Origin of the sequence: Rhizobium ecuadorense (assembly GCF_001187535.1) — a bacterium.
GTDB lineage: Bacteria > Pseudomonadota > Alphaproteobacteria > Rhizobiales > Rhizobiaceae > Rhizobium > Rhizobium ecuadorense.
The window spans coordinates 1-255 of sequence record NZ_LFIO01001874.1; the positions used below are offsets into that span (position 1 = coordinate 1).

General features: G+C 55.3%; 1 pseudogene. It reads left to right on the top strand.

Annotated elements, in window-relative coordinates:
- Positions 1 to 255, top strand: a pseudogene (locus AF337_RS39220) (hypothetical protein); the annotation flags it as partial.

Below are 255 nucleotides of genomic sequence, written 5' to 3' on the forward strand. Positions count from 1 at the left end.
AAAGAGATCGATACCGACGACGCCGTCGCTCTCAAGCAAAAGGTTTCCGACTGGTTCCACGCACAGGTGGAAAACAGCTATACGCTTGGCGACATCGACATCGATACATCAAACCATAAGATCACGGCGACGGCGAGCGGCACGGTTCCGACGACGCTGATGAAGATCGCCAACATCGACACCGTTGACGTGAGCGTGGCAAGCGCCATCAAGGGGCCGGCCACCTCCTATCTTAACGTCTATATCGTCATCGAC